This is a genomic window from Sphingomonas astragali, from assembly GCF_051400615.1.
GTDB lineage: Bacteria > Pseudomonadota > Alphaproteobacteria > Sphingomonadales > Sphingomonadaceae > Sphingomonas.
In genome coordinates this window covers 1210970-1234937 of record NZ_JBLFFH010000002.1, presented here as the reverse complement: position 1 = coordinate 1234937, position 23968 = coordinate 1210970, and the positions used below count along the sequence as shown (strand labels likewise).

Here is a 23968-nt window from a genome sequence, read left to right as displayed (position 1 = left end):
TTCGTCAACGAAGGTCCCGGCGACCGCGTCAGGCCGCGATATCGTAGGGCTTGATCTCGCCGGTCAGATAGAGATTGCGCGCCTTGGCCCGGCTGAGCTTGCCCGAGCTGGTGCGCGGCAGCGTGCGCGGCGGGACCAACTCGACCACGCAGTTCATGCCGGTCACCGCGCGCACCCGATCGCGGATCGCGTCGCGCAGGCGCGAACGCTCGGCATCGTCGGAGGTGCGGCACTGGACCAGCACCGCCGGCGTCTCCTCGCCGCCCGGCGTGGTGATCGCGAAGGCGGCGATGTCGCCGGCCTTGAAGCCCGGAAGCTGCTCGACCGCCCATTCGATGTCCTGCGGCCAGTGGTTGCGCCCGTTGATGATGATCATGTCCTTGGCGCGGCCGACGATATAGACGTAGCCGTCGGACATGTAGCCCATGTCGCCGGTGTCGAGCCAGCCGTCGACCAGGCAGGCGTCGGTCGCGTCGGGATCGCGGAAATAGCCGGTCATCACCGACGGCCCCCTGCACCACACCTTGCCGATCGCCTTCTCGGGCAGCGGCGTGCCGTCCTCCTCGCGGATCTCGACGGCCATGTCGCGGACCGGCTTGCCGCAGTTGACGATCGCGCGGAAGCGCTGCGGCCGGTCCTCGCCCGCCTCGATGCCGGACAGCTGGGTCTCCTCGACCAGCTCGACGACGATGCCCTCGCCCGGGGGCATGATCGACACCGCCAGCGTCGCCTCGGCCAGGCCGTAGCTCGGCAGGAACGCCTTGGCCTGGAAGCCGGCGTCGGCGAAGGCGTCGACGAAGCTCTGCATCACGTCGGGCCGGATCATGTCCGCACCGTTGCCCGCGACGCGCCAGCGCGACAGGTCGAAGCGGTCGCTCGCCTTGGTCTGGCTCGACATGCGGCGCGCGCAGATGTCGTAGCCGAAGGTCGGCGAATAGCTGAGCGACGTGCCGGAATTGCGGCTGATGAGGTCGAGCCAGGCGAGCGGCCGGCGCGCGAAATCTTCGGTCTTGAGGTAATCGGTCGAAACCTGGTTGGCGATGACCGAGAGAAAGCAGCCGACCAGCCCCATGTCGTGGTACCAGGGCAGCCACGAAACGCAGCGGTCGCTCTCGATCAGCTTCATGCCGTGGCTGTGCGCGGCAAGATTGTTGAGCAGCGCGCGGTGAGTGATCGCGACGCCGTGCGGAAACCGCGTCGAGCCGCTCGAATATTGGAGATAGGCGATGTCGTCCGCGCTCGCCTTGGGCAGCGTCGCCTCGGGTGCCTCGCGCGCGGTGAAGCTCTCCCAGTCGATCCCCTCGACGCCCGCGATCCGCGCCGCCTCGTGCGCCATCTGCGCGAGCTCGGCCGGATAGAACAGCAGCTTGGGATCGCAGCTCGCGAGTTGGACGCGCAGCTGCTCGATATAGGAGCTCGCGCCGCCGAAGCTGGTCGGCAGAGGCAGCGGGACCGGCCAGGCGCCGGCATAGACCACGCCGAAGAACAGGCTGGCGAACTCGGCGCCGGTCTCGGCGATCAGCGCGATGCGGTCGCCCGGCTGCACGCCGGCCGCGATCAGCCGCCGCGCCTGCGCGAGCGCATCGCTCCGCAGCTCGGCGAAGGGATAGGGCCGCACCAGCGCGCCGCGCGCGTCATGGAAATTGAGCCCGCGCCTGCCGCTCGCGGCATAGTCGAGCGCCTCGCCCAGTGTCTCGAAATCTGAGAAGCGGCGTGGAAGCGCATCCTCGGTCGGAGTCGCAGCCAGCGCCGCAGGCTGCTCCAAAGGCACCGTGGTCACCGAATTCATTCGTCGTCGCATCCCTCGTCTGCGCCGTGTTCCCCCTTGGGGCAGCGCTGAAATAACCACCGCCCCTGCCGTGCGCAGGCGTTCAAATTCGGTTGTCACTGTGGCACAAACAAGGCGCATGTCCTCGGCCCGCCCACGTCCCGCTCTCGATCCGTCCGGGCTCGAACGGTTGGCGCTCCGTTACGTCGAGCGATTCGCGACGACGGAGGCCAAGCTCCGCCGCTATCTCGACCGCAAGATCCGCGAGCGCGGCTGGGACGGCCTGGAGCCGCCCGATCCCGCGGCGGTCGCCCGTCGGATGGGCGCGCTCGGCTACGTCGACGATGCCGCCTTCGCCGAAGCGCGGGCGGCATCGATGGCGCGGCGGGGGCTGGGTGCTCGGCGAATCGCCGGCGAGCTCCGCCAGGCCGGCATCGGCGAGGAGGCGACGGCGGCGCTCCGGCCGGTGATCGCGGCACGCGCACAGCAGAGCGCGCTCGCCTTTGCGCGGCGGCGGCGAATCGGGCCTTATGCCGCCGAGATGCCCGACCGGACGGCGCGCGAGCGTGCGCTCGGCCAACTCCTGCGCGCGGGACATCCGCTCGAGCTGGCGCGTTGGATCGTCGCGATGAAACCCGGAGAAGTGCCATTTTCGGACACGGGAGAAGCAGTTCAGAATGGCTAGTTCAAAGATTTTGCGCCCTTCGCCGAGCCTGTGTTACAGACGTGCCCGGGGGAATTTCGATGCGTACCGATGTGGGGCAGGTCGCGACGAGTCATGATATGGATATGTTCGATGGATCCGTCGAACAGGGCAGCGGTTTGACGGCTCCTGAAGTCCATAGCGGCGTCGTCAAATGGTTCGATGTCACGCGCGGGTTCGGCTTCATCGTCGCCGACGATCCCGCCTTGGGCGACATATTACTTCATTTCTCCGTGCTGAGCGCGCACGGGCGCCGCAGCCTGCCCGAGGGCGCGCGCGTCGTGTGCGAGACGGTGCGGCGCGATCGCGGGGCGCAGGCGTCGGCGATCCTCTCGATCGACCTCTCGAACGCGGTCGAGGGCCCGCGCGGCCGCGGCGGCGGTGATCGTGCCGACCGGCTGAAGCTGATCGCCGAGGCCGGTCCGTTCGAGCCGGTCGCGGTCAAATGGTTCAACCGCCTCAAGGGCTACGGATTCCTGGTGCGCCGGGACGTTCCGGGCGATATCTTCGTCCATATGGAGACGCTGCGCCGCGCCGGGATCGAGGAGGTCGAGCCCGATCAGCCCTTGCGCGCTCGCATCGTCGACAGCGAGAAGGGGCCGCTGGCGGTCGAGGTCGAGAAGGACGAGTAGTCATGCGTTCGGGATTCGTGGCCATGGCGGCCGCCGGGCTCGTGCTTGCCGCGGCGGCATCGGCCGGTGCCATCTACACCTTCTCCGGCGGCGACCGGTCCGCCGACGCGACGGCAGCCACCAAGAAGGTTCCGGTCACGATCACCTCGGCCAACGGCAGGCACATCTTCACCGCCGAGATCGCGCGCACGCCCGCCGAGCAGGAGCGGGGTCTCATGTTCCGCACCGATCTCGGCAAGGACGATGCGATGATCTTCGTGCCCTATCCGGCCAACGGCGGCCCGCCGCGCGAGGCGAGCTTCTGGATGAAGAACACGCCGACGCCGCTCGACATCATCTTCATCCGCGCCGACGGCACGATCGCGACGATCGCGGAGAATGCGGTGCCTTTCTCGACCGACCCGATTCCCTCGGGCGAGCCGGTGGCGGCGGTGCTGGAGATCGTCGGCGGCCGCGCCGCCGAGCTCGGAATCGCGACCGGCGACAAGGTCGCCTGGCCCAAGTAGCAGGCCGGCCTCCGCCGGAATGAAGCGGGCTCGTGCTCCTGCGAAAGCAGGAGCCTAGGCCGCAAGCGGCCGCACGGGATCCAGGCCTCCTGCTTTCGCAGGAGCACGAATCCGTTCGAACAAGGCCGACTCAAAAGGTTGGCACCGGCACGAGGCTCGGCTATCCGCGGCGCATGGGTATCAACCTCAATCCGTTTACCTGGTGGACCGGCGCCACCTGGGGCACCATGGCGGGCCTGCGCGGCAAGACGAAGGTCGGCGAGGATTCGCTCGGCAACCTCTATTACGAGGGCGGGCGCGACACCGCGGGCCGCCCGCGCCGCTGGGTGATCTACAGCGGCTCCAACGATGCCAGCCGCATCCCGCCCGAATGGTTCGGCTGGCTCCACCACCAGATCGACGACGTGCCCGATCGCGCGCTGCCGCCGGTCCGGCCGTGGCAGAAGCCGCCGGTACCGAACCTGACCGGGACGACCTCGGCCTACCGCCCGTCGGGCGCGCTTGAGGCGGGCGGCGTCCGCGCCGCGGCAACCGGCGATTATGAGGCATGGACGCCCGGCGAATGAGCTGGACGCGCTGGCTCGGCGGCGCCGCGCTCCTGGCCGTGCTGGGCACAGGCGCGTGGCAGGGTGCCGAATGGCTGGGCGTCGGCCGCGCCGCCGCCCCACCCGCCGCGTCGACGTCGACGACGCCCGCACTCGCTCCCTCGCCGGTCGCCGTCGAGCAGGTCCCGGCCCTGCAGAAGGGCGAGACGCCGATGGCAGACCGTGTCGCGGTGGTGGGCTTCCTCAACAAGCGCAACGGCAACAGCCGTGACCTGACGATGAAGCCGGGCCAGGCGATCCGCATCGGCAACGCGATCATCCGCCTGCGCGCCTGCGAGAAGACCGCGCCCTGGGAGCCGGACCAGCTTACCGGCGCCTTCCTCCAGCTGGACGTCCAGGGCACCGATGATGCCTGGCGGCGCGTGTTCTCGGGCTGGGTCTACAAGGAACGGCCGTCACTGAACGTCGTCCAGCACCCGGTCTATGACGTGTGGCCCAAGAGCTGCACGATGTCCTTCCCGGCGACAGGCCCCGAGACGGTGACATTCTCGCCCACCCCCTCGGGCGGAGGCGGGGAACGGCGGACGCGAAGCGCATCGAGCGCCCCCCAATCACCGTCGACCGAAGGCACGCCTGCCGCCAGCCCTCCGGCCGAGGCGCCCAGCGCGGAGCCCAGCAACGCGTTGTAGTGCGACCGCGGCACCTCGATCGCGCCCAGCGAAGCGAGGTGCTCGGTCTGGAACTGGCAGTCGAGCAGCGTGAACCCGCCGACCCTGAGCCGCGCCACCAGCCAGGCGAGCGCCACTTTCGAGGCGTCGCGCGCGCGGCTCACCATGCTTTCGCCGAAAAAGGCGCGGCCGAGCGCAAGGCCGTACAGCCCGCCCGCCAGCCGCTCGCCGTCCCACACCTCGACCGAATGGGCGAAGCCGCGCTCGTGGAGGGTGACGAACACCTCCTCGATGCTGGGGTTGATCCAGGTATCCTCGCGGTCGCCGGTCGGCTCGGCGCACAGCGCGATGACCCCTTCGAATGCCGTGTCCGAGGTGACGCGGAAGCGATCATGGGCAATCGTCTTCCTGAGCGAGCGCGAGAGATGGAAGCGGTCGAGCGGCAGGACCGCGCGCTGCTTGGGCTCGACCCAGTAGACCCCCTCGGCATCGCGCGAGTCCGCCATCGGGAACACGCTCATCGCATAGGCGCGGAGCACCAGGTCGGGGTCGAGACGGGTGGGGGCGGCTGGCCGGCTCACGGCCCCCAACCTATCCTGCCGCGCTCCCAAGCAAAAGGGCCGGCGGATCGCTCCGCCGGCCCTTATTCCGATTTGGTTGTCCCGTTTGGCAGTCGAGATCAGGCCTTGCAGCTCTGCGCGCCCTTGCCCGGCGCGGTCAGGTCGATCTGCTTCTTGTCGCCGGTCATCGTGTAGCCGTCGCCCTGATAGGGATTGCCCTCGGCATCCGCCTTGAGCTGGATCGGCGAGCCGGCCTTGTCGGTGCGCAGGTTCGCCTGCTTGTGGCCCTGGAAGAAGTCCACATAGACCAGGCTGTTGTCCTTGCAGCGGAAGGTCACCGACGCTTCCATCGCCGGTGGGAGCTCGACCGGCGGCGCGTTCTTGATCTGCTCGGCGAGCGGATCCTTCGAGCGGGTGTCGACGACCTCGGGCTGGTTGTTGCAGGCGGCGAGCGGCAGGAGCGCGGCCGCGGCGAGAGCGGGGAGGAGGCTTTTCATGACGGGGAGGTGCCTTCGCGCACGCAGCAACTGACGTCAAGACCCTAGCTTTGCAGCGATTTGGGCGCCCGTGCAATGCAGCATTTAAGCAGTTATCTTGTGTTTCGGCAGGAAGCCACGGATTTCATTCATGGAACTCATCCATTTCGGGGATGCGCCCGAACGCGATCCTGGTGCCGACACGATCGATGCGCCCGCCGTGCAGCGGACCGACCACCACGGCGTTGCGCCCGAACCGCTCGTTGATCCGGTCCATTGCCCGACTCAGCGACAGCGTCCGAGTCTCGCGGGCGAGCGGGTCGCCGGGATCGAGGCTCGCGAACAGCGAACCCTGATCGCCCGCCGCCGGCACGACCTCGGCGAGCGTCACCCCGATCATCCGTAGCCGGAAGCCGCCCGGCCGCGCCCGCCCCGCCGTCGCCAGCCGCGGAAACACCGAATCGAGCGCGTGCAGCACCGCGAAGCTGTCCTGCGTCGCCGGCAGGCGGATCGACGTGCGCCAGCTCGACTTATCGTCCTCGAACTTGCCGTGGAGCACGAGGAGGCGGCTGACATAGCCCTTGCGCCGGAGCCGGCTCGCTGCCTTGAGCGCCAAGCGCCGCGCGGTGAGGCGCGCCGGCTCCAGACCGCGCTTCGGCGGCGAGAGGACATGGCTGTGCCCGATCGAGCGGCTCTGCGTCGGCTTCTCGGGCAGATCGACGCCGTGGAGCAGGTACCAGAGCCGGTCGCCGTTGACGCCGCCCCAGGCGCTCCCCGCGTCACGCGGCCGCCGCTCGCAAAGCTGGCGGATGTCGTTGATCCCGTCGCGCGCCAGCCGCCGCTCCATCTTGGCGCCGATCCCGGCGATGTCGCGCAGCGGCACGTCGTAGAGCCGGTGCGGCAGGTCCTTGCCCTCGAGCACCACCAGCCCGTCCGGCTTCACCATGTCCGACGCGAGCTTGGCGAGCAGCCGGTTGGGCGCGATCCCGACCGAGCTGGTCAGGCACTCGCCGACGTTGGCGCGGATGCCCGCCTTGATCCGGAGCGCCAGCGCCACCGCCGCCTCGCGGCCGTTCTCGTTGTCGAGCAGGCGGCAGGCGACCTCGTCGATCGAGCAAACCCGCGTGACCGGAACGTGCCGCCAGATCTCGTCGACGATTCGATTGTGGAACTCGACATATTTCTCGTGCCGCGCCGGCGCGATCAGCAGCTCGCGGCATCTGCGTTTCGCTTCCCAGACCGGTGTGCCAGTGGAGATGCCGAACCGCTTTGCCTCGACCGAGGCGGCGATGGCGACGGTGGTGTCGCTGTCGACCGGGGCCACGATCACCGGCTTGCCGCGGAGCTCCGGCGAGAGCTGCTGCTCGACGCTGGCGAAATAGCTGTTGAGATCGAGGAACAGCCAGCGCAGGGGCCGCGGCGGGAAGGCGAGTGGCGTGGCGCTTCCTTTCTCGCTCCCGCGGTGCAGGCGACTCCGTCCGGCCATGTCGGAACATTAGCAGAACATTGCGGCTTGCGCGAGCGGAGAAGCGCCGCCGCACGAACCTCGCCGGTCCGGCGGCGGTGTCGGCCCGCACCTTAGGCGCCGGCGGACCGGTGGCGGGGCTGCGCCACCAGCAGGATGTGCGCAGCGCTGTCGATCAGCACCTCGTCGTCGGCGCACAATTGCTCGAGCCGGTCCAGCCGATGCCGGGTCGCGTCGTCGTGGATGCCCGGCGGGTTCCAGTCCGGATGATCGGCGAAGCGGCTGTGGAAGATGTCGAGCCCGGTCACTTCGCGGATCGTGCAATGATCGGCGAACAGCGCCGTAAGCTCCGCCGCGCGGAACAGGTGCGAGTTGAACGTAAGGTGGCGTCCGTCGATCAGGTCCACTTCCATGCGATCGCGCGCATTGTCCTGGCGAAAGTGCGCCGCCGCCTCGATGCCGGCGACATAGATGGTCGGCAGGCTGCCGGCGGCGCGGACGGTCGCGATCACGGTCTCGCGCGCGACCCGCGCCATCGCCGCGGCGGCGGACGCATGGGCCGGCACCGGCAGATGGTTGAGCACGCCGTAGAGGCACAGCACCAGGTCGCACGAGGCGTCGTCCTCCTCGGCGAGCGCCGCTTCGAGATCGGCGACCGCGAACTCGATCCCGATCGCCGGATCGCCGAGCGTGCGCGCGGCACCATGGGCGAGGGCGATCATCTCCGGCGACGGATCGATCCCGCGCCCCTCGATCGCGGTGAAGCCCAGCTCGCGAGCGCGATGGACGGCCCGCAGCAGCCAGGTGCCGGGGCCGCAGCCGAGGTCGAGGATACGGATCGCATGGCGGCGCTGCGTGCGCAGCCTGACGAGAGCGGCATCGATCCGCGTCCACAGCGCCCGGTCGGCATGGTCGTAGCGCCCGCCGAACGCGAACAGGCCGCCCTCGGTCGCGTCGGCATAGCGCCGATAGGCGCTGCCGGCGCAGTCATAGGCATGGGCGGCGTCGTCCGCCGGGGTCGAGGCGCGGGATCGGGCGCGGCCGTTAGGGCCGGCAAGAAGATGGTGGGTCGCCATGATGGGCTCCGATGGAGAGGAAAGAGTTCAGCCGCGGCGGAAGGCGTTCAGCGACAAGGGTCCCTGAATCCGGCGGTCGGATCGACCGGAGAGGACGGCGGCGGCGCCGTGGCGGAGGATTCGACGAGCTGCAGCCGGGGCTGCCGCGGCAGCCGACGGCTGATCAGCAGCAGCTGCGTCATCCTGGCCCGGTGCTGCCGCTTCAGCCGTCGGCCGAGGCGGAGGATCAATATCAGGTTCACGATGCTGAGCGCGGTCGTGATGCTCCGGAGCGCGACGGCGGGCATGGTGATCGTCCATCATGCGCGCTGTCCTCCCGGCGCGGCGGGAGAGCGGCGAATCGATGTCGGCATCAAAGGACTCCGTGACCGGCGGACGGCCCGCCGGCGTGCACGACGCGACCCTTCGCGCCGCCCGGATCAGATAGGCGCCGCCGGCATTAAGGTTCGACGGGGATTGCGGATCGCCGCCATATACGCCGCATTAAGGGGCATTAGCGACGGGGCCTTCAGAGGAAGGAACGAAGGGCGTTCCAGGCCGATCGCTTGGCGGCGAGGCCGACGGTGTGGAGCGGACTCGACGAGGGCAGCGCGGCGATCGTGATCGGCAGGTCGGCGAGCAGCTTCGCGCCGTGGCGATGGGCCGTGCCGCCGTTGAATGCGACGGTGCGAAGGTGGGGCAGGCGGCGCACCAGCGCGGCGAGGTCGTTGGGCGCGAGGTCACGGATCGCGGCATCGCTGCTGCCCTTGCGCCGCGCGCTGGCGACGACGTCCCACAGCCCGACTCCGGCGGCAAGCAGCGCCGCCAGCCGCGCCTCGTAATCGAGCGCCGCCAGGTCGTGCCCGATCACCGGCGACATCAGCCGCCAGAACTGGTTCTGCGGATGGGCATAGTAGCGTCCCGCCTTGAGCGACGCCTCGCCCGGCAGGCTGCCGCAGACGAGCAGGCGGGTGTCGGCGTCGACGACGGGCGGAAAGCTGCGCTTCAGCGTCACCGCGCGGGCGTGATGTCGGTGCGACTGAAGCCGTCGCCTTTGAACAGGAGCGGTTCCCCGGTATCCTTGGCTAGTGCATAGGCGAAGCAGTCGCCGAAATTGAAATAAGCCGGATGATCGGTGCCGCGGCCATATTCACGATAGGCGCGACAGCCGATTTCAGCCTGCGTGACGGTGACCGGCGCGATCGAGATCGCCAGATCCTCGAATAGTCCATCGAGCTTCAGCGCATGGTCCTTGCGCATCGAACGTGTAACCACTGCCGATAGCTCGATCCAATTGCCGGCTGACATCAGCACCCTCGGCGCCTCGGCGAGACGGGCGAGGAACTCCTCCCGCTCCGGTTCTCCCGCCAGAATCGCGACGATCGCCGAGGTGTCGACGATCATATCGGCAGGCCGTCCTCGTCGTAGATCGCATCCATGATCTCCTTGGAGCTCTTGCCTTGCCATTCCGGACGCAGGCCGGCGCGGAATTGGGCGCTGATCTCCCTTACTCTGCGCAGGCTCTCCTGCAGCTGCTCTTCGCGTTCGCGATATTCGCGCTCCAAGGCCGCCTTGATCGTCGCGGTGACCGATTCTCCCTTCTGCTCGGCAAGCTTGCGCGCGAGCCGGATCGTCTCCGCATCCTTGATGTTGAGCTGCACGCCCATTTCTACCTCCGTCGGCAACGGTTCTACCATAGGCCGCTCCGCCGCCAATTGCACCGCGGATAGTTTCGCTCGCTTGCCGCCGCCGCGTCGCCGCGCCATGTCTGCGCCATGGCCATCACACCCGACACGATCGCGCTCATCGGCAACACGCCGCTCGTTCGCCTCAAGGGACCAAGCGACCTCACCGGCTGCGAGATTTTCGGCAAGTGCGAGTTCGCTAATCCCGGCGCCTCGGTGAAGGACCGTGCCGCGCTGTTCATCGTCGAGGACGCCGAGGAGAAGGGCCAGATCCGGCCCGGCGGCACCATCGTCGAGGGCACCGCCGGCAATACCGGCATCGGCCTGGCGCTGGTCGGCAACGCCAAGGGCTACAAGACGATCATCGTCATGCCCGAGACGCAGAGCCGCGAGAAGATGGACACGCTGCGCGCGCTGGGCGCCCAGCTGGTGCTGGTGCCGGCGGCGCCCTATTCGAACCCCGGCCATTTCGTCCACACCTCGCGCCGCATCGCCGAGGAGACACCGAACGCGGTTTGGGCCAACCAGTTCGACAACATCGCCAACCGCCGCGCCCATATCGTCGGCACTGCCGAGGAGCTGTGGGAGCAGATGGAGGGCAGCATCGACGGCTTCACCTGCGCGGTCGGCACCGGCGGCACGCTGGCGGGCGTGGGGCTCGGGCTCAAGGCCAAGGATGCGAACGTCACCATCGCGCTCAGCGATCCGCACGGCGCCGCGCTCTACAGCTATTACGCCTGCGGCGAGCTCCAGTCCGAGGGCTCCTCGGTCGCCGAGGGGATCGGGCAGGGGCGGATCACCGCCAATCTCGAAGGCGCGCCGATCGACACCCAGTTCCGCATCGGCGACGAGGAGGGGCTCGAATGGGTCCGCCGCCTGCTGACGGAGGAGGGGCTCTGCCTCGGGCTGTCCTCCGGCATCAACGTCGCCGGCGCGGTGCGGCTCGCGCGCGCGCTGGGTCCGGGCAAGCGGATCGCAACGATCCTGTGCGATACCGGATTCCGCTATCTCTCGACGCTCTACAATCGCGAGTGGCTGCAGAGCAAAGGGCTGAGCGTCCCGGCCTGGCTGGAGACGCGTTGACGTCCGTCGGCGCGCTCGATTCGTCCCCGGAATCGGCTCGGCTCGACAAGTCCGTTACGAGATGTTACATTTATACCACAGCTATGAAGCCCGCTCCCCAGGACTCATCCCAGACGATGCAGCGCGTGCGGGTCGGCATGACCGGCCTGGCGTCGGTGCTCGTGCTGATCGCGCTGGCGAGCGCCGTGTTCAACTCGGCGAGCCGCGCGCCCGCTGAAGCGGTCGGCGCGTCGAAGGCGGCGACCGTCGCCAACCTCGCCGACGCCTCGCTCGACAACAGCGCCAAGCCCGCCGAGCCGCTCGCCGAGCTCGGCGTCGCCCCGAGCACGACCGGCGAAGCTGAAGCGGCTCCTGCCAAGTAGATAGACCCGCATCCTCCATTTCCGCCGTCATCCCGGCGAAAGCCGGGGGATCTCAGGCGATCGGAGCGCTGTGGCCTCATGAGATCCCGGCTTTCGCCGGGATGACGGCGGATGTCAGGCCTGCACCCGCCCCACGCCCACCAGCCTCAGCCCTGCCCGCGCCGCCTCCGCCGGCGGGTAGATGTTGCGCAGGTCCACCAGCAGCGGTGTCCTGAGCGTCCGTGCGATGCGGCCGAGATCGAGCGCGCGGAACTCGTCCCATTCGGTCACGATCACCAGCGCGTCAGCGCCCTCCATCGTGACATAGGCATTATCCACAAACTCGACGTCGTTCAGCAACGGCCGTGCCTGCTCGACACCCTCCGGATCATAGGCGCGCACCTTCGCCCCCGCGTCCTGCAGCGTCTGGATCACCGCCAGGCTCGGCGCATCGCGCATGTCGTCGGTGTTGGGCTTGAAGGTGAGGCCGAGCACCGCGATGGTCTTGCCCCGCACCTCGCCGCCCATCGCCTTGATCACCTTGCGGCCCATCGCGCGCTTGCGGCTGTCGTTCGCCTGCACCGTCGCCTCGACGATGCGCAGCGGCGTGTCGTTGTCGTCCGCGGTCTTGAGCAGGGCCAGCGTATCCTTCGGGAAGCACGAGCCGCCATAGCCCGGCCCCGCGTTCAGGAACTTGCGGCCGATGCGGTTGTCGAGCCCGATGCCGCGCGCCACCTCCTGCACGTCGCCGCCGACCTGCTCGCACAGGTCGGCGATCTCGTTGATGAAGGTGATCTTGACCGCCAGGAAGGCGTTGGCGGCATATTTGGTGAGCTCGGCGGTGCGGCGTCCGACGAACAGCACCGGTGCCGACTGGTTGAGCGACAGCGGCCGGTAGATCTCGCGCATCACCTGCCGCGCCGCCTCGTCGTCGGTGCCGACGATCACGCGGTCGGGCCGCTTGAAGTCGCTGATCGCAGCCCCCTCGCGCAGGAACTCGGGATTGGAGACCACTCTGGCGCCGCTGTCCGGCGCGACCTCGGCGATGATGCGTTCGACCTCGTCGCCGGTGCCGACCGGTACGGTCGACTTGGTGACGATCACCGCCGGCCTGGTCAGGTTCTCGGCGATCTCGCGCGCAGCGGCGAAGACGTAGGAAAGATCGGCATGGCCGTCCCCACGCCGCGAGGGCGTGCCCACGGCGATGAACACCGCATCCGCATCCTTCACGCCCTCGGCGAGGTCGGTGGTGAAGGAGAGGCGGCCGGCACGAACGTTCGCCGCGACCAGCTCGGCAAGGCCCGGCTCGTAGATCGGCATGACGTTGTCGTGCAGCGCCGCGATCTTGCGTTCGTCCTTGTCGACGCAGGCCACTTCGTGCCCGAAATCGGAGAAACAGGCGCCGGAAACGAGCCCGACATAGCCGGTCCCGATCATCGCAATCCGCAAGAGACGTCCCCTTGGACTTGGTTTCGCATCGGCGTCTAGGCGGTACGCAAGGAAGAGGAAAGGGGTGCCCTAATCCTCCCGGATCAGGCTTTCGTCCCGCGTGTCGCGCATGGTGAGATAGGTCACCAGCGACACCCCGATCAGCGCGGTCACGTACCAGTAGAAGCCGCGCTCATAGCCTGCCTGCTTGAACCACAGCGCCACATATTCCGCAGTGCCGCCGAACAGCGCGTTGGAGATGGCGTAGGGCAGCGCCACGCCCAACGTGCGGATATGCGCCGGGAACAGCTCCGCCTTCACCACGCCGGAGATCGACGAATAGCCGGTGGTGATCAGCAGCGCCGCCAGCGCCAGCAGGAAGGCCGTCGTCGCATCCCGCGTCCCCTCCAGCGTCACGAAGATCGGATAGGTGAGCAGCACCCCGAGCACGCCGAAGCTCACCATCAGCGGCTTGCGTCCGATCCGGTCGCTGAGCGCGCCGCCGATCGGCTGGGCGAGCATGAACAGGAGCAGCGACCCCGCGCTGATCGCGGACGCGGTCTCGCGGGTGAAGCCGCTGGTGTTGACCAGGAACTTCTGCAGGTAGATCGAATAGGCATAGAAGGCGAGCGTGCCCCCGGCGGTGAGCGCCAGCACGATCGCGAACTCGCGGGGATGCTCGGTCAGCAGCCGGCTGAACGAGGAGCGCGGCGCTCCCTCCGCGCGGGCGTTCTCGAAGCTCTCGGTCTCGGACAGGCGCCGCCGGATGTAGAAGACGATCACCGCCAGCGCTGCCCCGATCGCGAACGGGATGCGCCACCCCCAGGCGTCGAGCGCCGCCTCGCTCATCACCGCCTGCAGCACCAGCAGCACGCAGAGGGCAACGAGCTGCCCGGAGATCAGCGTGACGTACTGAAAGCTCGCGAAGAACCCGCGATGCCGCCGTCCCGCCATCTCGGAAAGATAGGTCGCCCCCGCGCCATATTCGCCGCCGACGGAGATCCCCTGCATCAGCCGAGCGAGCACCAGCAGGGCAGGGGCGGCGACCCCGATCGTCTCATATCCCGGCGTCACCGCAATCAGCAGCGAACCGAGACACATCAGCGTCACCGACAGCGCCAGGCCTGCCTTGCGCCCGTAGCGGTCGGAATAGACGCCCATCCACCACCCGCCGAGCGGCCGCACCAGGAAGCCGACCGCGAACACCGCGGCGGAGCTGAGCAATTGCGCCGTACGGTCGCCTTCGGGAAAGAAATGCGGCGCGAAATAGAGGGTGAAGGCCGAATAGGCGTACCAGTCGTACCATTCGACCAGGTTGCCGGCCGATCCCCCGATGATCGAGCGCAGGCGATGCGGCCTCGGACGTGTCGTGGTGATGGGACCCTCCCGGTTTGCGACCAGGGTAGGCGGAGAGCGCCCCCTGCGGCAATCGGGTCTTGAAGTCGCCCGGCACGCATGGGCAGCGTCCCCTTTCGTCGCGAATCGATTGCCCTGGGTCAGCGGCCTTGCGACAATTGAGCCGGCGGCGGGCGCGGGCCGGAGCTCGCTGCCTGGAGTCCGTCCGACCTGTGGCGGGCGGACTTTAGGACCGATAATACCTCCGATACCATTCGACGAACCGCCCGAGCCCCTCAGCCAGCATCACCTTCGGCCGATACCCCGTCAGCGCGCTGAGCGCGGAAACGTCGGCATAGGTGGCGGTGACATCGCCCGGCTGCATCGGCCGCAGCATCTTCTCCGCCTCCCGTCCGAGCGCGGCCTCCAGCGTCCCGATCATCTCCATCAACCCGACCGGCTTGCTGTCGCCGATGTTGAGGATGCGCGGCGCCTCGCCATCCGGCGGCCGGTCGAGCGCGCCGACGATGCCGTCGACGATGTCGTCGATATAGGTGAAGTCGCGCGCCATCCTGCCTTCGCCGAACACCTCGATCGGTTCGCCGGCGAGGATGCGGCGCGTGAAGCTGAAATAGGCCATGTCCGGCCGCCCCCACGGGCCGTAGACGGTAAAGAACCTGAGGCCCGTCTGCGGGATGCCGTAGAGATGCGCATAGCTCGCGCTCATCAGCTCGCAGGCGCGCTTGGTGGCGGCATAGAGCGAGACCGGCGCATTGACCGGATCGCTCTCGCGGAAGCCCGAGCCGTCGAGCGGCCGGTCGCCATAGACCGAGCTCGACGAGGCGTAGACGAGATGCTCGAAGCCGGGGGCGTGCCGTGCGGCTTCGAGGATCGCGAGATGGCCGGCGAGATTGGATCGCTGATAGGCGAAAGGGTTTTCGAGGCTGTAGCGGACTCCGGCCTGGGCGGCGAGATGGACGATCCTCGTCACGCCCGCCTGACGCACTTGTGCCGAGATTGCATCGGCGTCGGCGATGTCGAGCCGTTCCATGCGGAAGCGGTCGCGGCCGGCAAGCGTCGCCACCCGCGCCTCCTTGAGCCCGGGATCGTAATAGTCGTTGAAATTGTCGACTCCGACCACCGTCTCACCGCGGTCGAGCAGCCGATGCGCGACGGCATGGCCGATGAAGCCGGCGGCGCCGGTGAGGAGGACGGGGGAGGAGCTCATGCCCTCCGATTATCGCTCGCGCGCGGATTGCGCCAGCGGAACCGCGCCGGATATCAGCCCGAGGTTGCGCGCCGTCCAGCGGACGCCGCCGATCGCGGGCGCCAGTGCGGCGAGCCACGGCCGATCCGCCAGCCGCGCGCGGTCCGTCGGGTTGGCCGACTGAGCACAAAGCTGTGCCCATTTGTAGCGCCAGCCGGGGCGGAGCAGGAACTGCGAGGCGGTAACGGCCAGCGGTATGCCCGTTGGGTTCCTGCACTCCTCGGCCTCGTTCCGGCCAGTTATGCAGTCGAGTGCGACGTAAGCGAGCGGCCGTACCATGCGATCGGCTCGCAGCCGGGCCGCGAATGCGTGCGGAATCTCCAGTCCCAGCAACGTCTCGCCCAGCAGCAGCGCCTGCGCGGAGCAGCGGCCTGCCCCCATCACCTCGGCCGCTGCATGTAGTTCGCCGACGCTCGGCGCACCGCTGCGGACGACTCCCACCAGGTCGGCCAGCCATTTGAGCCGCGCCCATCCGTGCGCCGCGCCGTGGGCGACGAGATGAACGTACAGTTCGGCCGGGGCCAGCATCTCGACCTCGGCCCCCGGCCGCATTGCTATCGCCTGTCGCGGGCTGAACACGGTTAGAGTCGGCACCAGCAGGGGATTATGGAGCAGACGGCCGTGGAGCTCGACGCGCGTGCCGAAGACGCGGTGGTGCCAGCTCGCTTCCTTGGCATAGCGGAACCAGGTCGCGAGCGCCGCCGGCGGCAGATCGGGTGCTGGCAGATCGAGGACATAACCAGCGTCGTCGAGAACCACGGCTGATGCAGCGAGCGCGTCCGGCTCCACGACCAAGTCGATGTCGATCGAATGCTTCAGTAGCGGATTGCCATAGGCGAGCACCCCGAGCGGCATCCCCTTCAGGAACAGCGGCCGCGCACCGGCGGCTCGCAGGGCGCGGTCGAGACGGGTCGTCTCGGCGATCTGGCGAAGTCCGTTCGCCGCCATGCCCCGGGCGAGCCCCTTCAGCTCGCCGGCGATCTCGTCCGGAACGCCGTCGCAGCGGCGGATGCCGTCGGCCGCCAGTCCCATCACCCGATGGCGCCGGGCGATCGCGATGACGCGGCGCCAGTCGCGGACGGCCCGGCTCGCATCCGCAATGGCCGATTCGCGCCTGGGATCGCTCGGCGCCCGGCAGCAGGCACAGACGAGCCGGAATTCCGCGCTTGCATTCAAAGGCATCATTAAGGCGTGCCGCTTCGGCGGCGGCCTGGCAACCTTGGTAAGGACCACTTCGGCGGCTTGCCTTTTCGGGCGTCCGCTGCTAGGGGCGGCGCTTCCCGCTGCGGGCGTTTACCCGCGGCGCGTTTCCATTTGGACCGGAGTTTGGCGGATTTATGCAAATCATCGTTCGCGACAACAATGTCGACCAGGCGCTGCGCGCGCTCAAGAAGAAGCTGCAGCGTGAAGGCGTCTATCGCGAGATGAAGCTGCGCCGTCACTATGAGAAGCCGAGCGAGAAGCGCGCCCGCGAGCGCGCCGCCGCAGTCCGCCGCGCGCGCAAGCTCGAGCGCAAGCGCATGGAGCGCGACGGCGTCAAGTAAGCGTCGGCGATCCGCACCCCGAGCGGTGACATTGAGTCAATTTAGTCAACTTTTTCTCCTGCCGGCGCCCGCCGGGGACTAGGACGCCAGCCATGTCGACGGTCACCGCCGTTCCGATTCCGCCAACCAAGCGGCGGGTGATCGTCTATCTCGTCCTCGGCATCCTGCTCGCGGTGGCCGCGGCGGCGGCGCTGGCGTGGCAGATGCCGACCGATCCGGCGCTGACCTTCCTCGGCAAGAACGCGCGCCAGCCGGGTGTGGTCACCACCGCTTCCGGCCTCCAGTACAAGGTGCTGGAGAAGGGGCAGGGCGGTCCGTCCCCGACCGATACCGACGTCGCGCTCGTCAACTACGAGGGCAAGCTCGTCGACGGCACCACCTTCGACAAATCCCAGCAGCCGACGCCGATGCCGGTCGCCGGCGTCGTGCCGGGCTTCTCCGAAGCGCTGAAGCTCATGCACAAGGGCGCCAAGTACCGTTTCTGGATCAAGCCGAGCCTCGGCTACGGCGCGAAGGGTGCCGGGCCGATCCCGCCCAATTCGGTGCTGGTATTCGACGTCGAACTGCTCGACTTCCTGCCCGAAGCGGTGATCCGCCAGATGCAGATGCAGCAGCAGATGATGCAGGGCGGGGGCATCCCGGGTGGCGCGGCGCCCGCGCCTCAGCCGGGCCGCTGATGGCGCAAGCCGCGCCTTCCAAAACCATCGTTCCGCGCGATCCGACCGCCGCCCGGCGCCGCTGGGCGGCGGCGATGTTCCTGATCGCCGGAATCCTGATCGGTATCCTGCTGACGCTGGCCGGTCAGTCGGGTTGGACAGCGTGGAAAGCGCGTCAGGCGTCTGGCGCGACCTTCCTCGCCGCCAACAAGGCCCAGGACAAGGCGATCGCCGAGACCGCGTCGGGCCTCCAGTACAAGATACTGGAGAAGGGGACGGGCGACGCTCGCCCCACCGACAGTGACGTCGTGCTTGTCACCTATGAGGGCAAGCTCACCGACGGCACCACCTTCGACAGGTCCGAGCAGCCGACGCCGCTGCCGGTGGCAGGCGTGGTGCCCGGCTTCTCCGAAGCGCTGAAGCTGATGCCCAAGGGTTCCAAATACCGCTTCTGGATCAAGCCGAGCCTCGGTTACGGCGACAAGGCGGCGGGGCCGATCCCCGCCAATTCGGTGCTGGTATTCGACGTCAAGCTGCTCGATTTTCTGCCCGAGGCGGTGATCCGCCAGATGCAGCAGCAGATGGGGATGCAGAGCGGCGGCGCGCCGGGCGGTACGGAGAACGATCGCACCCGCGACCGTTCGCAGCCTGGCCGTCAATAACCGAGGGCGCGGCTCAGCCCTTCAAAACTTCGGCTCTGTCCAAGCGCTATGCGGGTGCGGTGGCCTCAGTGGGGCCCGGCAACGGAACGAACTGCCAACGGCTCCGGCCGCTCGTGACGCCGATGCGAAGCTTCTGAGGAGCCGAGTGGAGGTGTCGATCCGCCCTTGCGCCGATCCTCCGGCTGCGAGCGGTGCCATTAGATGGACAATAAAAAACGGCGGCCGATTGACCGGCCGCCGTTCGGATGCAGTCGCGATCCGCCGAGATCAGTTGCTGTCGGGCTCGTCATTGCCGCTGTCGAACACGCCGGCCGCAATGCCGATGCCGCCCAGGGCGACGATCGCGGCGACGACGCCGAGGATCGGAGAGATACGGCTGCCGTCCTTGAGCTTGGCACCGGCGCGGACCGACTCGGACGAAGCGACCGACAGCTTGGCCGCCGGGTTTGCGCTCGCAGCAAGCGCAGGGCTGGCGATAAGCATGAGCGCCGAAGTCGCTGCAGCAAGATTGGCAAGACGCATGTCAAACTCCCTTTATGACCATTCCACCCAAATGGCGGCGACTAAGTCCCCGGATGCCAATGGCACAGGCAATCGCCGGGTGCAACTGGCTTCTCGCAGACGCAGCGGCGATTGCCAGCAAAACCCTATGCTTCGGTTAAGATTCGATCAAGCCTGTTGCACAATAGCCGCGCTGGGCACCGCAGCATCGCTGCCCAGCGTCGAGAGATACCAGCGCTCGGTCGCCTCCAGGCCGATCGCCGTCAGATTGCCGGTGGCGAAGGCGCCGGTGTCGATCCCGATTCGGTTGGGCTGCTCGTCGATCCCCTCGGAGACGGTATGGCCGTGGACGACGATCCGGCCGTGATCGCGCTTCGAGCTCAGGAACTCGCCGCGGATCCACTGGAGGTCGCCGGAGGATTGTTCCTCGATCGCGACCCCGGGACGGATCCCGGCGTGGACGAACAGATAGTCTCCGGCCGCGACATAGGGCTCGAGGCTGCGCAGAAAGGCGACATGGTCGACCGGAATGCGCCCGCGGGCGAGATCGCGCAGATCGGTCAGCGAGCCCGCTTCATATTCCTCTTCGCTGATGCCGTAGCTGAGCAGCGTCTCGCGGCCGCCGTTCTGGATGAAGAAACGCATCGCCTCGCCGCGTTCCGAGCGGAGCGCGGCGAGCAGCATCTCCTCGTGATTGCCGGCGATCACGCGGGTGTCGGGGCGCTCGGCCGTCAAACGCATCACGCGCTCGACCACCTCGCGCGACTGCGGCCCGCGGTCGATCAGGTCGCCGAGGAAGATCAGCTGCGATCGTGCCGGCCCCCGCGCGGCGTCGTCGGCCGCGATCTGCTCGAGGAGGCGGTCGAGCAGGTCGAGGCGGCCGTGAACGTCGCCGATCGCATAGACGCGTTCCCCCTCGGGGACGCTCGCAAGTGCAGCGGATACGGGAAGGCCGAAACGGCGAAGTAAACTCAATGCCACTCGTTCACCTTGGCGCAGTTGGAGGTGCCAATAGTCCCTGCGGACGGATGGTGCAATCGCGGGAGCAATCAAGGGCTTGCCCAGCCGCGCGGCGGCGCTATCGCCACCGGAATGGACAAGATCAGGCGGGGCGGTCGCCGGCCGCGGCGGGGAGTTCGGTGGTGGTTGCCGGCGCTGCTCGCGCTGGCGACGCCGGTTGTGCCGGCTGCGCAGGCGCAGACCGCGGGCGTCCCCGACGTGCTCGCGGCCTTGCGGGCGGAGGACCTGCGCGTGGCGGCGATCGGGGAGCGGCTCACGCTCGCCAACCGGGCGCTCTGCCGCGATCTCGCCCCGCGGACCGGGCTGCAGATCCATGATCTCTCGCAATATGCGGTCGCGGCGAGAGGGGAGGCGCGCCGCTTCTTCGGCTTCGAGGCGCCGATCGCGGTCGAGGGCGTGGTCAGCGGGAGCGCGGCCGATCGGGCGGGCATCCGCGCCGGCGATTCGATCCTTCGCGCGAACGGTGAGGTGCTGGAGCCGGGGCCGATGGATACCGGCGCGGCCGAATCGACCGATCGGCTGATCGCCGCCGACCGGCGGCTGCGGGAGCGGGCGGAGTCGGGAGAGCTGCGCCTCGATCTGCTCCGCCAGGGGCAGCCGCTGACGATCTCGCTCAAGCCCGAGACGGGCTGCGCGAGCCGGTTCGAGGTGGTCGTCAAGGACAGCTACGACGCCCAGGCGGACGGCGCGACGGTTCAGGTCACCACCAAGATGGTCGAGGCGATCGACAGCGAAGACGAGCTCGCCTTCGTCATCGCGCACGAGCTCGCGCACAACATCCTGCGGCATCGGGTCCGGCTTGAGCAGGCGGGCGTCGACCGCGGGCTGTTCGAGGCGATCGGCCGCTCGGTCGGCTATATCCGGCGCAGCGAGATCGAGGCGGACATGCTGGGCATCGCGCTGATGGCCAATGCGGGCTACGATCCGGCGGCGCCGGCGCGGTTCTGGCGCTGGTTCGGCAAGGCGCATTTCAGCAGCATCCTGCTGGCGCGCACCCATCCGCGCTGGACGCTGCGCGCCAAGCTGCTCGACCGCGAGGCGGCGGCGATCGCCGCGTCGCCGGCGCGGCCCTATGTGCCGCCGATCCTGGCCGAGCGGGACAAGCCGATGAGCAACGACTGGCAGGCGCTGGTCGCTGGGCTCTAGGGCAGGCGCCGGAAACCCGCGGAAATCCGTCGAAGGTCACGAAAGTCATGGGTAGATCGGGCCCCTTCCGGATGAGACCTTCCGGTGCCGGTGCGCCCGAAAATGTTGACTAAATTGACTCAGGTCATGTGTTTGCGAGCCGACACGCCTTGAACACTGCAGGGACGCGGCATGATCGCGACGCGGACGCGGCGGCGACGCGCCAGGGACGCTACAGCAACGCGGCACAGGCGCTACAGTGACGCGGCACAGTAAGGATCGACAGGATCAAAGAGCGGACCGGGGCTCGCGCGGTCGAACCAGGCGAGCGAAGCAGGCGAAGTCCTACATTGCAAGGGACGATGGTGGGCCGATTTCCAACCGTCACCCCGGCCTTGTGCCGGGGTCCACAAGGCCTCATCGGATATGCTAGAATCTCCTTTCCAGTCCTCACCTCTCGGTGGACACCGGCACAAGGCCGGGGTGACGAAGTAGATACTCCGATGCCGATCCGCCCTAGCTCGCCAGCCGGAGCGCGTCCTGGGCGGCCCTGAGGCGCGGCTGGTCGGGCCAGATGCCGCGGGTGTCGTAGACCGCCTTGTCGGCGCGCTCGTCGAGTGGGACCGACTTGAACACGTCGTGGTCGACCAGCACGACCAGCACCGGACAGGTCTCGAGCGCGGTGTCGATGTCGGTCAGCGTCGCGCCGGTGCCGGCGAAATCGCCCGGCAACGCGCGGGCGTGGGGCTCGACGATGCGGATGCGCTCGCCGAAGCGCTCGGCCAGCGCCGTGGCGACCTTGAGCGCCGGCGATTCGCGGAAATCGTCGATGTTGGCCTTGAAGGCGAGACCGAGCACCGCCACCGCGCCCGGATGCGCCTCGATCAGCGCGGCCGCCTTGGCGATCGTGACCGCGACCTTGCGGTCGTTGACCTCGCGCGCGGTGCGGATCAGCGGGCTGTTCGCCGGATCGGCGGCGACCAGGAACCAGGGATCGACCGCGATGCAATGGCCGCCGACGCCGGGGCCGGGCGAGAGGATGTTGACGCGCGGATGGCGGTTGGCGAGCCGGATCACCTCCCACACGTCGACGCCCATGCCGTCGGCGATCACCGACAGCTCGTTGGCGAAGGCGATGTTGACGTCGCGGAAGGCATTTTCGGTGAGCTTGGTCATCTCGGCCGCGCGCGAGGTCGTGGTGACGCAGGCACCACGTACGAAACGCCGGTAGAAGCCGAGCGCCTTGCGCGCGCAGCGCGGCGTGATGCCGCCGATGACGCGGTCGTTGTCGATCAGCTCGATGAGGATGCGGCCGGGCAGCACGCGCTCGGGGCAATAGGCGATGGCGACGTCCGGCGTCTCGCGGCTGTGGCCGGGGATACGGAGATCGGGGCGCAGCTCGGCGAGCAGCTCCGCGACCTTTTCGGTGGTGCCGACCGGCGAGGTCGATTCGAGCACGACCAGGTCGCCGGGCTTGAGCACCGCGGCGAGAGTGGTGGCGGCGCGCAGCACGTAGCCGATGTTGGGCCGGCGATCGTCGTCGAAGGGGGTCGGCACCGCGATCACGAACACGTCGGCCGGCTCGATCTGCAGCGAGGCGCGCAGCGTCCCGCGCGCGACCACGCCGGAGACGAGGCCGTCGAGGTCGACCTCCTCGATATGCACCTTGCCCGAGTTGATCGTGTCGACCACCGACCGGTGCACGTCGATGCCGAGCACCTTCGCGCCGGTGCGGGCGATCACCGCCGCCGTGGGAAGACCGATATAGCCGAGGCCGAGGACCGCGACCTTGAGCTCAACATCCGAAACCATCCGCGACGATCCTCGCAATCCTTGCCGCGGACTGGCCGTCGCCGAACGGGTTGTGGGCGCGCGCCATCGCGGAATAGGCGGCCTTGTCGTCGAGAAGGGTGAAGATACCGGAAACGATCGCGTCCTCCTTCGCGCCGACCAGCCGGGCGGTGCCGGCGGCGACGCCCTCGGGGCGTTCGGTGGTCTCGCGCATGACGAGCACCGGCTTGCCCAGTGCCGGGGCTTCCTCCTGCACGCCGCCCGAATCGGTGAGGACGAGCTCGGCGATGCCGAGCGCACGGATGAAGTGCGGATAGTCGAGCGGGTCGATGCGAGCGACGTTCGGCCGGTCGCCGAGCATCGCGTCCATCACCGACACGACATTGGGATTGGGGTGGACCGGGAAGAGGATCGCGACGTCGCCGCGCTCGGCGATTCGGCCGATCGCGCGGGCGATCTCCGTCATGCCGTCGCCGAAATTCTCGCGGCGGTGGGTGGTGACGAGGATCAGCCGCTTGCCGGCGAAGCGATCGGCGATCGCGTCGAGCCCGGCGGCGAGCGAGGGATCGGCCGCGATCGCCTCGCGCGTCGCGAGCAGCGCGTCGATCACGGTGTTGCCGGTGACGTTGATCGTTGCGGGATCGACATTCTCGCGACGCAGCGCCTCGGCGGCGGTCTCGGTCGGAGCGAAATGCTGGTCGGCGATCGGCGCGACGATGCGGCGGTTCACCTCCTCGGGCCAAGGCTGCCAGATGTCGCCGGAGCGCAGTCCGGCCTCGACATGGCCGACCGGCACCTTGCGGTAATAGGCGGCGAGCGCGCCGACCATGGCGGTGGCGGTGTCGCCCTGGACGATCACACGATCGGGCCGCTCGGCGTCCATCACCTCGCCGAGGCCGGTCAGCAGCCGCGCGGTCAGCCGGTCGAGCGACTGGCCGGGCTCCATCAGGTCGAGGTCGATGTCGGGCGCGATGCCGGCGATCGCCAGCACCTGATCGAGCAATCCGCGGTGCTGCGCGGTCACGCAGGTGCGTACGTCGATGCCCGGCGCGGCGGCCAGCGCGCGGACGACCGGGAACAGCTTGATCGCCTCGGGCCGCGTGCCGAACACGACCAGGACCTTGTGAGCCTTGCTTGCCATAGAATCCCCGT

27 protein-coding genes and 1 pseudogene are annotated in these 23968 nt (G+C 68.5%); 11 read left to right on the top strand and 17 right to left on the bottom strand.

Annotated features, from left to right (window positions below; genetic code table 11):
• Positions 1-28: 28 nt before the first annotated feature.
• On the bottom strand, positions 29-1789 hold the full coding sequence (locus ACMGER_RS13935) for a fatty acyl-AMP ligase (RefSeq protein ID WP_436812730.1): 1761 nt from the start codon (positions 1787-1789) through the stop codon (positions 29-31).
• Positions 1790-1958: 169 nt separating this feature from the next.
• Between ACMGER_RS13935 and ACMGER_RS13930 the strand changes: the two genes are divergently transcribed.
• The 5 genes and pseudogenes from ACMGER_RS13930 to ACMGER_RS13910 all read left to right on the top strand — a co-directional run.
• Positions 1959-2453: a regulatory protein RecX gene (locus ACMGER_RS13930; protein ID WP_436812729.1), complete on the top strand. Its 495-nt coding sequence runs from the start codon at positions 1959-1961 to the stop codon at positions 2451-2453.
• 104 nt (positions 2454-2557) lie between these two features.
• Entirely contained in the window at positions 2558-3103 is a 546-nt protein-coding gene (locus ACMGER_RS13925) for a cold shock domain-containing protein (protein ID WP_436812728.1), read from the top strand.
• Positions 3104-3105: 2 nt separating this feature from the next.
• The gene (locus tag ACMGER_RS13920) at positions 3106-3609 is read left to right on the top strand and encodes a DUF192 domain-containing protein (protein ID WP_436812727.1); all 504 of its coding nucleotides are present in this window, start codon (positions 3106-3108) and stop codon (positions 3607-3609) included.
• 173 nt (positions 3610-3782) lie between these two features.
• Positions 3783-4175: an NADH:ubiquinone oxidoreductase subunit NDUFA12 gene (locus tag ACMGER_RS13915; protein WP_436812726.1), complete on the top strand. Its 393-nt coding sequence runs from the start codon at positions 3783-3785 to the stop codon at positions 4173-4175.
• Positions 4157-4600: pseudogene (locus ACMGER_RS13910) on the top strand (DUF2155 domain-containing protein); the annotation flags it as partial. The gene ACMGER_RS13915 and the pseudogene ACMGER_RS13910, both read left to right, overlap by 19 nt.
• 35 nt (positions 4601-4635) lie before the next feature.
• Here the strand turns inward: ACMGER_RS13910 and aat are convergent.
• From aat to ACMGER_RS13870, 8 genes are all read right to left on the bottom strand, one after another.
• Positions 4636-5343, bottom strand: coding sequence for a leucyl/phenylalanyl-tRNA--protein transferase (gene aat, locus ACMGER_RS13905; protein WP_436812889.1), 708 nt, complete (start codon positions 5341-5343; stop codon positions 4636-4638).
• 158 nt (positions 5344-5501) lie between these two features.
• A complete protein-coding gene (locus ACMGER_RS13900) occupies positions 5502-5879 on the bottom strand; it encodes a hypothetical protein (protein WP_436812725.1) in 378 nt (125 codons plus the stop codon).
• A 124-nt stretch (positions 5880-6003) separates the two neighbouring features.
• The gene (locus ACMGER_RS13895) at positions 6004-7344 is read right to left on the bottom strand and encodes a DNA polymerase Y family protein (RefSeq protein ID WP_436812724.1); all 1341 of its coding nucleotides are present in this window, start codon (positions 7342-7344) and stop codon (positions 6004-6006) included.
• Positions 7345-7436: 92 nt separating this feature from the next.
• Positions 7437-8399 (bottom strand): class I SAM-dependent methyltransferase, encoded by a 963-nt coding sequence (locus ACMGER_RS13890; protein ID WP_436812723.1) that lies wholly within the window; start codon positions 8397-8399, stop codon positions 7437-7439.
• 47 nt (positions 8400-8446) lie between these two features.
• Complete coding sequence (locus tag ACMGER_RS13885; RefSeq protein WP_436812722.1) at positions 8447-8686, bottom strand: hypothetical protein; 240 nt, start codon at positions 8684-8686, stop codon at positions 8447-8449.
• Between the two features lie 221 nt (positions 8687-8907).
• A complete protein-coding gene (locus ACMGER_RS13880; RefSeq protein WP_436812721.1) occupies positions 8908-9393 on the bottom strand; it encodes a DNA-deoxyinosine glycosylase in 486 nt (161 codons plus the stop codon).
• Positions 9390-9782, bottom strand: coding sequence for a type II toxin-antitoxin system VapC family toxin (locus ACMGER_RS13875; RefSeq protein ID WP_436812720.1), 393 nt, complete (start codon positions 9780-9782; stop codon positions 9390-9392). The genes ACMGER_RS13880 and ACMGER_RS13875 overlap by 4 nt, the downstream gene beginning before the upstream one ends.
• A complete protein-coding gene (locus ACMGER_RS13870; RefSeq protein WP_436812719.1) occupies positions 9779-10144 on the bottom strand; it encodes a type II toxin-antitoxin system VapB family antitoxin in 366 nt (121 codons plus the stop codon). Before ACMGER_RS13870 ends, ACMGER_RS13875 begins: the two co-directional genes overlap by 4 nt.
• Before the next feature lie 9 nt (positions 10145-10153).
• Here ACMGER_RS13870 and ACMGER_RS13865 point away from each other — a divergent pair, with 9 nt between their 5' ends.
• Together ACMGER_RS13865 and ACMGER_RS13860 are read left to right on the top strand one after the other, a co-directional pair.
• The gene (locus tag ACMGER_RS13865) at positions 10154-11146 is read left to right on the top strand and encodes a cysteine synthase A (protein WP_436812718.1); all 993 of its coding nucleotides are present in this window, start codon (positions 10154-10156) and stop codon (positions 11144-11146) included.
• A gap of 116 nt (positions 11147-11262) precedes the next feature.
• Positions 11263-11508 (top strand): hypothetical protein, encoded by a 246-nt coding sequence (locus ACMGER_RS13860; protein WP_436812717.1) that lies wholly within the window; start codon positions 11263-11265, stop codon positions 11506-11508.
• Between the two features lie 114 nt (positions 11509-11622).
• Here the strand turns inward: ACMGER_RS13860 and ACMGER_RS13855 are convergent, their stop codons facing one another.
• The 4 genes from ACMGER_RS13855 to ACMGER_RS13840 form a co-directional block, all read right to left on the bottom strand.
• On the bottom strand, positions 11623-12936 hold the full coding sequence (locus ACMGER_RS13855; protein ID WP_436812716.1) for a UDP-glucose dehydrogenase family protein: 1314 nt from the start codon (positions 12934-12936) through the stop codon (positions 11623-11625).
• Positions 12937-13005: 69 nt separating this feature from the next.
• Positions 13006-14292 (bottom strand): MFS transporter, encoded by a 1287-nt coding sequence (locus ACMGER_RS13850; RefSeq protein ID WP_436812888.1) that lies wholly within the window; start codon positions 14290-14292, stop codon positions 13006-13008.
• A gap of 205 nt (positions 14293-14497) precedes the next feature.
• On the bottom strand, positions 14498-15478 hold the full coding sequence (locus tag ACMGER_RS13845; RefSeq protein ID WP_436812715.1) for an NAD-dependent epimerase/dehydratase family protein: 981 nt from the start codon (positions 15476-15478) through the stop codon (positions 14498-14500).
• Between the two features lie 9 nt (positions 15479-15487).
• Entirely contained in the window at positions 15488-16702 is a 1215-nt protein-coding gene (locus ACMGER_RS13840; protein WP_436812714.1) for a nucleotidyltransferase domain-containing protein, read from the bottom strand.
• Between the two features lie 152 nt (positions 16703-16854).
• Here ACMGER_RS13840 and rpsU point away from each other — a divergent pair, with 152 nt between their 5' ends.
• From rpsU to ACMGER_RS13825, 3 genes are all read left to right on the top strand, one after another.
• Positions 16855-17061 (top strand): 30S ribosomal protein S21, encoded by a 207-nt coding sequence (rpsU, locus tag ACMGER_RS13835; RefSeq protein ID WP_146570052.1) that lies wholly within the window; start codon positions 16855-16857, stop codon positions 17059-17061.
• Positions 17062-17153: 92 nt separating this feature from the next.
• Positions 17154-17738 (top strand): FKBP-type peptidyl-prolyl cis-trans isomerase, encoded by a 585-nt coding sequence (locus ACMGER_RS13830; RefSeq protein WP_436812713.1) that lies wholly within the window; start codon positions 17154-17156, stop codon positions 17736-17738.
• Positions 17738-18379: an FKBP-type peptidyl-prolyl cis-trans isomerase gene (locus ACMGER_RS13825; protein WP_436812712.1), complete on the top strand. Its 642-nt coding sequence runs from the start codon at positions 17738-17740 to the stop codon at positions 18377-18379. Before ACMGER_RS13830 ends, ACMGER_RS13825 begins: the two co-directional genes overlap by 1 nt.
• Positions 18380-18646: 267 nt before the next feature.
• Here the strand turns inward: ACMGER_RS13825 and ACMGER_RS13820 are convergent, their stop codons facing one another.
• Positions 18647-18901: a hypothetical protein gene (locus ACMGER_RS13820; protein WP_436812711.1), complete on the bottom strand. Its 255-nt coding sequence runs from the start codon at positions 18899-18901 to the stop codon at positions 18647-18649.
• A gap of 147 nt (positions 18902-19048) precedes the next feature.
• Positions 19049-19861, bottom strand: coding sequence for a metallophosphoesterase family protein (locus ACMGER_RS13815; RefSeq protein WP_436812710.1), 813 nt, complete (start codon positions 19859-19861; stop codon positions 19049-19051).
• Positions 19862-20026: 165 nt separating this feature from the next.
• Here ACMGER_RS13815 and ACMGER_RS13810 point away from each other — a divergent pair, with 165 nt between their 5' ends.
• Complete coding sequence (locus ACMGER_RS13810) at positions 20027-21046, top strand: M48 family metallopeptidase (protein ID WP_436812709.1); 1020 nt, start codon at positions 20027-20029, stop codon at positions 21044-21046.
• A 495-nt stretch (positions 21047-21541) separates the two neighbouring features.
• Here ACMGER_RS13810 and wecC read toward each other — a convergent pair whose 3' ends face one another.
• Entirely contained in the window at positions 21542-22837 is a 1296-nt protein-coding gene (gene wecC, locus ACMGER_RS13805; protein WP_436812708.1) for a UDP-N-acetyl-D-mannosamine dehydrogenase, read from the bottom strand.
• Positions 22821-23957, bottom strand: a complete 1137-nt coding sequence (wecB, locus tag ACMGER_RS13800) for a non-hydrolyzing UDP-N-acetylglucosamine 2-epimerase (protein ID WP_436812707.1) — start codon at positions 23955-23957, stop codon at positions 22821-22823. The genes wecC and wecB overlap by 17 nt, the downstream gene beginning before the upstream one ends.
• Between the last annotated feature and the right edge of the window lie 11 nt (positions 23958-23968).

Bases quoted from the DNA above. Each gene is read 5' to 3' on its own strand.
- ACMGER_RS13935 (WP_436812730.1), bottom strand. From the start codon at position 1,789: ATGAATTCGGTGACCACGGTGCCTTTGGAGCAGCCTGCGGCGCTGGCT.
- ACMGER_RS13925 (WP_436812728.1), top strand. From the start codon at position 2,558: ATGTTCGATGGATCCGTCGAACAGGGCAGCGGTTTGACGGCTCCTGAA.
- ACMGER_RS13920 (WP_436812727.1), top strand. From the start codon at position 3,106: ATGCGTTCGGGATTCGTGGCCATGGCGGCCGCCGGGCTCGTGCTTGCC.
- ACMGER_RS13915 (WP_436812726.1), top strand. From the start codon at position 3,783: ATGGGTATCAACCTCAATCCGTTTACCTGGTGGACCGGCGCCACCTGG.
- aat (WP_436812889.1), bottom strand. From the start codon at position 5,343: ATGAGCGTGTTCCCGATGGCGGACTCGCGCGATGCCGAGGGGGTCTAC.
- ACMGER_RS13900 (WP_436812725.1), bottom strand. From the start codon at position 5,879: ATGAAAAGCCTCCTCCCCGCTCTCGCCGCGGCCGCGCTCCTGCCGCTC.
- ACMGER_RS13895 (WP_436812724.1), bottom strand. From the start codon at position 7,344: ATGGCCGGACGGAGTCGCCTGCACCGCGGGAGCGAGAAAGGAAGCGCC.
- ACMGER_RS13890 (WP_436812723.1), bottom strand. From the start codon at position 8,399: ATGGCGACCCACCATCTTCTTGCCGGCCCTAACGGCCGCGCCCGATCC.
- ACMGER_RS13885 (WP_436812722.1), bottom strand. From the start codon at position 8,686: ATGCCCGCCGTCGCGCTCCGGAGCATCACGACCGCGCTCAGCATCGTG.
- ACMGER_RS13875 (WP_436812720.1), bottom strand. From the start codon at position 9,782: ATGATCGTCGACACCTCGGCGATCGTCGCGATTCTGGCGGGAGAACCG.
- ACMGER_RS13870 (WP_436812719.1), bottom strand. From the start codon at position 10,144: ATGGCGCGGCGACGCGGCGGCGGCAAGCGAGCGAAACTATCCGCGGTG.
- ACMGER_RS13865 (WP_436812718.1), top strand. From the start codon at position 10,154: ATGGCCATCACACCCGACACGATCGCGCTCATCGGCAACACGCCGCTC.
- ACMGER_RS13860 (WP_436812717.1), top strand. From the start codon at position 11,263: ATGCAGCGCGTGCGGGTCGGCATGACCGGCCTGGCGTCGGTGCTCGTG.
- ACMGER_RS13845 (WP_436812715.1), bottom strand. From the start codon at position 15,478: ATGAGCTCCTCCCCCGTCCTCCTCACCGGCGCCGCCGGCTTCATCGGC.
- ACMGER_RS13840 (WP_436812714.1), bottom strand. From the start codon at position 16,702: ATGATGCCTTTGAATGCAAGCGCGGAATTCCGGCTCGTCTGTGCCTGC.
- rpsU (WP_146570052.1), top strand. From the start codon at position 16,855: ATGCAAATCATCGTTCGCGACAACAATGTCGACCAGGCGCTGCGCGCG.
- ACMGER_RS13830 (WP_436812713.1), top strand. From the start codon at position 17,154: ATGTCGACGGTCACCGCCGTTCCGATTCCGCCAACCAAGCGGCGGGTG.
- ACMGER_RS13825 (WP_436812712.1), top strand. From the start codon at position 17,738: ATGGCGCAAGCCGCGCCTTCCAAAACCATCGTTCCGCGCGATCCGACC.
- ACMGER_RS13820 (WP_436812711.1), bottom strand. From the start codon at position 18,901: ATGCGTCTTGCCAATCTTGCTGCAGCGACTTCGGCGCTCATGCTTATC.
- wecC (WP_436812708.1), bottom strand. From the start codon at position 22,837: ATGGTTTCGGATGTTGAGCTCAAGGTCGCGGTCCTCGGCCTCGGCTAT.
- wecB (WP_436812707.1), bottom strand. From the start codon at position 23,957: ATGGCAAGCAAGGCTCACAAGGTCCTGGTCGTGTTCGGCACGCGGCCC.